The sequence below is a fragment of the Acinetobacter sp. BSP-28 genome (genome assembly GCF_044130285.1).
Lineage (GTDB): Bacteria > Pseudomonadota > Gammaproteobacteria > Pseudomonadales > Moraxellaceae > Acinetobacter.
This window is the reverse complement of the sequence record NZ_JBIQOB010000045.1, coordinates 1-5,876: the sequence shown is the minus strand read 5'-3', so window position 1 is coordinate 5,876 and position 5,876 is coordinate 1. Positions and strand designations below refer to the sequence as shown.

The window sequence follows — 5,876 nt, the reverse complement described above, 5'->3', positions numbered from 1 at the left end:
GCCCAATTGTGCCCCACCGGCTGTGGTCGTACTAGTGATGTTGCTATCACCAAATACGTTGATGGTATCGCCCAGAGCATACTTGTTGCTGCCGGTTGTACCACCGAAGTTGATGCCTTGGTCGGTAGCAGTTTTGGCATCTACACCTTTTTGAATATCCACTTTGGTTGCTGTGCTTAAATCAACAGCGTAGTCTGTTACATTTGAAATATCTTTAGTGCCTTTGGTTACGCTTAAAGCACCGCCCATGGCAGCAGATACAGTTGTACCATCGGCATTGACAGTATAAGTTGTGCCATTGGCATCACTGGTCGAAGTGACACTTGCTACATTCGTTCCGTTCGTAACTTTCGATGACGCTTTTTTCACATCAGCGATGTTGGCTGCATTGGTGTCAACTGTACCGCCGCTGGCAACATTGCTAATGATGTTGCCGCCGGCATTGATGCCACCACTGGTGATGCTGACTGTTCTGGTGCTATCTATCGGGTTGGTGATAACAACGCCATTGGTATTGACAACCGTATTGCCTGCCGTCACTTTGTCTACAGCAATATTTTTTGCCAAATCATAGGAAATGGCATTGTCAGTATAGGTTGCAACCAAATTGTTGTCCGTATTGGTAAACGTAACCGTTTCACCCAGTTTTACATTGTCACTGCCTGTTGTGTTTTTGGCAGCAATATTAAAACCTTTATTGGTCAACGTGGTATTGAGCTGATCTTGCGCTGATTTCAACTGTTCTTCTGTTGCTGCCCGACCGCTGTTATATGTACCTGTCGGATTCCATGTAGTATTGGTTAAACCTGTCAGTGAACCCGATGTCATTTTGCTAGTGCCAACAGTTACGCTGCCTGTTGAACCAAGGTCAATATCTTTTGCTAATTTAACTGTTAAGGTATCCGAGCCATCAGCAACCACGCCGATGTTGTTGTCAGTTAAATTTGTTATTTTTCCGCCTTTAACTTTTATAGTTTCACCCAGTTTACGGGTTACATTTGTACCAGTGTCGCCAGCAAAAGTAAGTGGTTGGCTGACCGCAGTATTTAATGCACTTAAAGCGTCACCTACATTACGGACTGTAGTGGTTGTGCCTGTACCTGCTGGATTGGTAACAACCGTATAACTTGGTGCGGTTAATGTACCGTTTGCCCCAACCGCAGCACCGCCCCCCAATGCATCAGTTGTATATTTAGTGACACGTTCAAGCTCAGTATTGGTTTGATATAGTTGACTACCGTTAATGGCATCGGTACTGGTTGCAGTTATCCGGCCTGCGGCGAGGTTGATGATTTGGCGTTCCTTGCCTTCACTGCCAATACTGACGGTTGATGTTGGAGTAGTACCGGCATAAACATAGATTTTACCATTGATGGTTGAGCTGGTGGTTGCATGAGCAATACCTGATTCCGACTCTGCACCCAATGCAACAGCACCTTCATGCGTTACCGTAGCACTGTTACCCAGCGCAACCGCATTGGTGCTGATTGCCAAGGTATTGTTACCCAATGCTACAGCGTAATCACCGGAAGCTATTGAGGTATTGCCTAATGCCATAGCACTATTTTTGCTTGCTTTTGCGCCTGTACCATTTGCCAAGGCATTTTCAGCACTGGCTAATGCGTCAGTACCTATTGCAGTAGCATTAACACCTGATGCTTTGGCACTTGTACCAATGGCAGTGGCATCTTGTTGTAGTGCTTGAGCACTGTTACCCAGCGCATTTGCACCGGCAGCATAGGCGCGTGCCGATGTACCGATTGCGGTTGCATTTGCCGCTGTTGCATCAGCCTGATTACCAATGGCATTGGAGCTTGTACCGCTGGCTACAGCATAATTACCGATGGCATTGGTATTGGTTGAAAGTGCTTGGGCGTGATTACCCAATGCAGTGGCTTGTGCTTCTGCTGCTAATGCTTCATGACCAATGGCATTGCCATTGTCGCCTTGCACAATCGCTTTACGACCAATTGCAATGGCTTGGTCTGCATTTTGCACTTCTGCTTCACTGCCCATACCTACCGCATAGTTAGAAGTGTCAGTGGTGTAATCAATCTGGATATTTTTACCGATAGCAATGCTGTCAGTGCCATTGCTGCTGGCATTGGTTCCCATCGCAATATTATTGGTACTTTTTGCTTTGGTATTTTGACCCATTGCAATAGACGAAATACCATTGGCTTGTGTTTGATTATTACCAATTGCGACACTGTTTTGAGCATTCGCTGCCGTATCAAAACCCATTGCAACACTGTTGGTTGCAGTATTGCTGGTAGTTACCGCTGCGCCAATTGCCAAAGAGTTTGTTGCTGCTGCACCGGTATTATTTTGATTGGCTGGCTCTGTACTGTTAATGGAAACATGATGTTGACCATTTGCCGCAATAGCTGCATTTAATTGATTTAGGTTAACTGCATCAGTTCCAGATGTACCCGCAGTTAGATTGGTAATACGGCCAGCTGCTGTATAGAGCACAGCATTACCAGGTAGCACACTAATTTGACCAGAAGACACAGCATTAATTGCTTCAGCAACAGTTTTGTATTGGTGTTTTGTGCCAACAGTATCTTCTAACTCAACAATATACCCACCAAAATTCCCTGCGTTATTAACGGTGGTTTGTCCTCCTATTAAATCGGCAACTTTTTGTTGTGCTTGTTTTAATTGGCTGACATTGACTGCATCAGTGTTATTTGAACCGGCAGCGACATTGGTAATACGACGCTCCTGCCCAGCTTGACCAACAGATACAATATTAAAACCACTTGCTTTAGTTTCATCTGTCAAATATGCAGCGTCTGTAGACGTACCATTAGCAATACTGGATGTACCCAATGCCACATTATTGGTACTTGCCTCAGAATCACGTCCCAATGCTGTACCTGAATCACCTGTAACTTTTGCACCGTAACCGACTACAGTCGCATAATCGCCACCTGTTGCTTTTGCTGAGTTACCCAGTACCGTCGAACCCGTAGTTGCATCTACATCCGAGCCAATTGCCACGGATTCAGTAATTTGGCTTACATTGGCATTGGCATTTCTACCGATGGCAATATTATCATCGCCATTAATGTTGCTGCCTGCATTGACCCCGATGGCAATATTATCATCTGAGCTGCTATCGGCATCAGCAGACAGATTCGAACCTGCACCTACACCCAACGCTATATTGCGATTGCCAACAACATTTTGTCCAGTGTTGCGGCCAATTGCAATCAGGTCAGTACGATCATTGGTCTGGCCTTGCACACTGTTTACACCAGCATTATCACCAATCGAAATGCCGCCTGTCGTCGCAGCCATCGCATTACGACCCAATGCTACAGCAGCAACCTGACTGGCATTTGCAGTTGCACCCAGTGCAACCGAGCCTGTTGCTGTTGCATTGGCATTCGCACCCATCGCAATCGCTTGGCTTGCAGAGGCAGTGCCATTTGCACCGATTGCAATTGCTTTTGCTGCAACTGCTTTAGACGAATCGCCAAGTGCAACACTGGATTCACCTGTTGCTAAATTGGACGTACCCACAGCCAGACTGTTTTTACCAAGTGATAGATTTGCACCGCTGCTCAATAAATCAAGTAAGACATCCACTTGTGCTGTAGAGACTGCTGTGCCATTAATTGCTGTAATATGATCAGTACTTGTACCATCTGTACTAGCAGATGTAGTAACTGCCAAACCGTCAATAGCAGTAATTCTGCCATTAACATCTTTTGTAAGTTCAGGTGCTCGTGCTATGCCCATTGTTGAACCGATTGCCGTGCTGTTTAGACCAATAGCAGCCGATTCTGTACCAATGGCAACGTTATTTTTCTGGTAAGCCTGTGCTTTATCACCCATGGCAATAGAGCTTACACCGCTGGCAATTGCTTCGGGTCCGACAGCGATAGCATCAGTGCCTTTTGCCTGTGAATCATCTTTTGCTGAGTTGGTATGGAAATATTTAATACCAACACCTGTACCGGAATCAACACCGGTAATAAAGGCAAGCGCATCTTTTACATTAGTAAATTGAGTTGTACTGCCTTGACCGTTATTAACAGTATAAGTCGGTGCAACAAGTACTCCGCTAGTGTCTAATGTTGTACCCAAAGCATCGGCAATATTTTTATTGACTGTATAAAGCTGACCGCCATTGACCGCATCGGTACTGCTTGCCGAGCTGATGTTACCTGCGCCTAAATTGGTAATCTCTTTATTATTCAGGCTTGCGCCGCCATTGAGTGTAGCTGCTCCGGTAACAGCTAAAAATCCACCGACTGTGGTATTGCCTGTAGATTCTAAAGTTGCGCTCTTAATTGCGCCAGATGCTGTTGCACTTTTTAAGATAATATCATCATCTAAATCAACGGTTAATATGTCACCCGATACCGATGTGCTAATATTTTTACCGCCAGCGACGGCCAATGTTTCGCCGAGTTTTTTAGCCGTGCTACCCGTATCACCTGTAAAAGTAATGGGATTGTTGCCTAAACTGCTTACCGTAGTTTGCAATGCAGTTAAATCGGCTCGTGATGCTTTGGTCGCTAAACCTGTGCTTGTATTATTAACGGTGCTTTCTAAAGTACTAATTTTACCTTCGGCTGTCGTCACACGAGTACCTAAGCTATCCACAGATGTCTGTGATGCCTTAACTGCCACAGAAGACTGTAGACTTGTTATATCCGTTTGAGCCTGTCCAACATTTGAGTTTAATGTCGCAATATCAAAGCCATTAACTGTTCCTGAAACAGTAAGATCACCAGTTACATTTAAGTCTTCATTAATATCTTGAGAAAACGCCAAACTTGGAGCAAAAAGAGTAAATCCTGCAGTAACGGCCAGCGCAAGATTGATTTTATTTTTATGAAAGCTAAAAGGCGGTCTTTCAGCCAAAATGGTCTTATTGTTATATTGTTGTGCTGCATCAGAACCTACTGTCTTACTCTTACTTTTTGTGTTACTTTTCGCAAGCTCCGAAGCCGCCATCCATACGCACAAAGACGAATTCCATATTACTCTATAAATCTTATTCATCCGCCATTTCTCACTTATAAAAAAACCAAAAATAAAATTATTAACAATCCTTATTTAAAATAATACAAAAACACAACGAAAACTAGATCACATAAAATATTAAAAACTTGAACCGCTTCTTATATTCCGAAGTTAAACGGCACTGTTGCAAATAACCACGAATGGTAAGCTGAAGACTGTTTTAGCTAAAGGTGCAGCATATGAATCCTTTCCATGGTCGGCATTTTCAGGGCGAAATAATTCTTTGGGCTGTGCGCTGGTATTGTAAATATGGCATTAGCTATCGTGAACTGCAGGAAATGCTGGCCGAACGGGGTGTGAATGTTGATCACACGACTATTTACCGTTGGGTTCAACGTTATGCTCCTGAAATAGAAAAACGTTTACGCTGGTATTGGCGTAATCCTACAGATTTACATTCATGGCATATGGATGAAACTTATATCAAAGTAAATGGGCGATGGTCTTACCTATATCGTGCAGTTGATCAACGTGGTCATACGATTGACTTTTACCTTTCCGCTCGACGGAACAGTAAATCAGCCTATTGTTTTCTAGGAAAGATTTTCAATACGGTGAAAAAATGGCAGATTCCACGTGTTATCAATACAGATAAAGCAGCGACCTATGGCCACGCTTTATCACGGTTAAAGCGAGAAGGAAAATGCCCAATCGACCTTGAGCACAGGCAGATTAAGTATAAAAATAACGTGATTGAATGTGATCATGGCAAGCTAAAGCGGATCATCAGGGCCACATTAGGATTCAAATCTATGAAGACGGCTTATGCCACAATTAAAGGTATTGAAGTCATGCGTGCACTACGTAAAGGACAAGCATCGTCATTTTATTAT

Annotated in this window: 2 protein-coding genes; one reads left to right on the top strand and one right to left on the bottom strand. The window is 43.9% G+C overall.

Annotation, left to right across the window (positions count from 1 at the left end):
• Positions 1-5,022: ESPR-type extended signal peptide-containing protein (locus ACE01R_RS17275; protein WP_395552731.1), on the bottom strand; the 5,022-nt coding region annotated here is incomplete at its 3' end.
• A gap of 200 nt (positions 5,023-5,222) precedes the next feature.
• Here ACE01R_RS17275 and ACE01R_RS17270 point away from each other — a divergent pair.
• Positions 5,223-5,876, top strand: a 654-nt coding sequence (locus ACE01R_RS17270; RefSeq protein ID WP_395552730.1) for an IS6 family transposase, incomplete at its 3' end; no start/stop codon positions are given.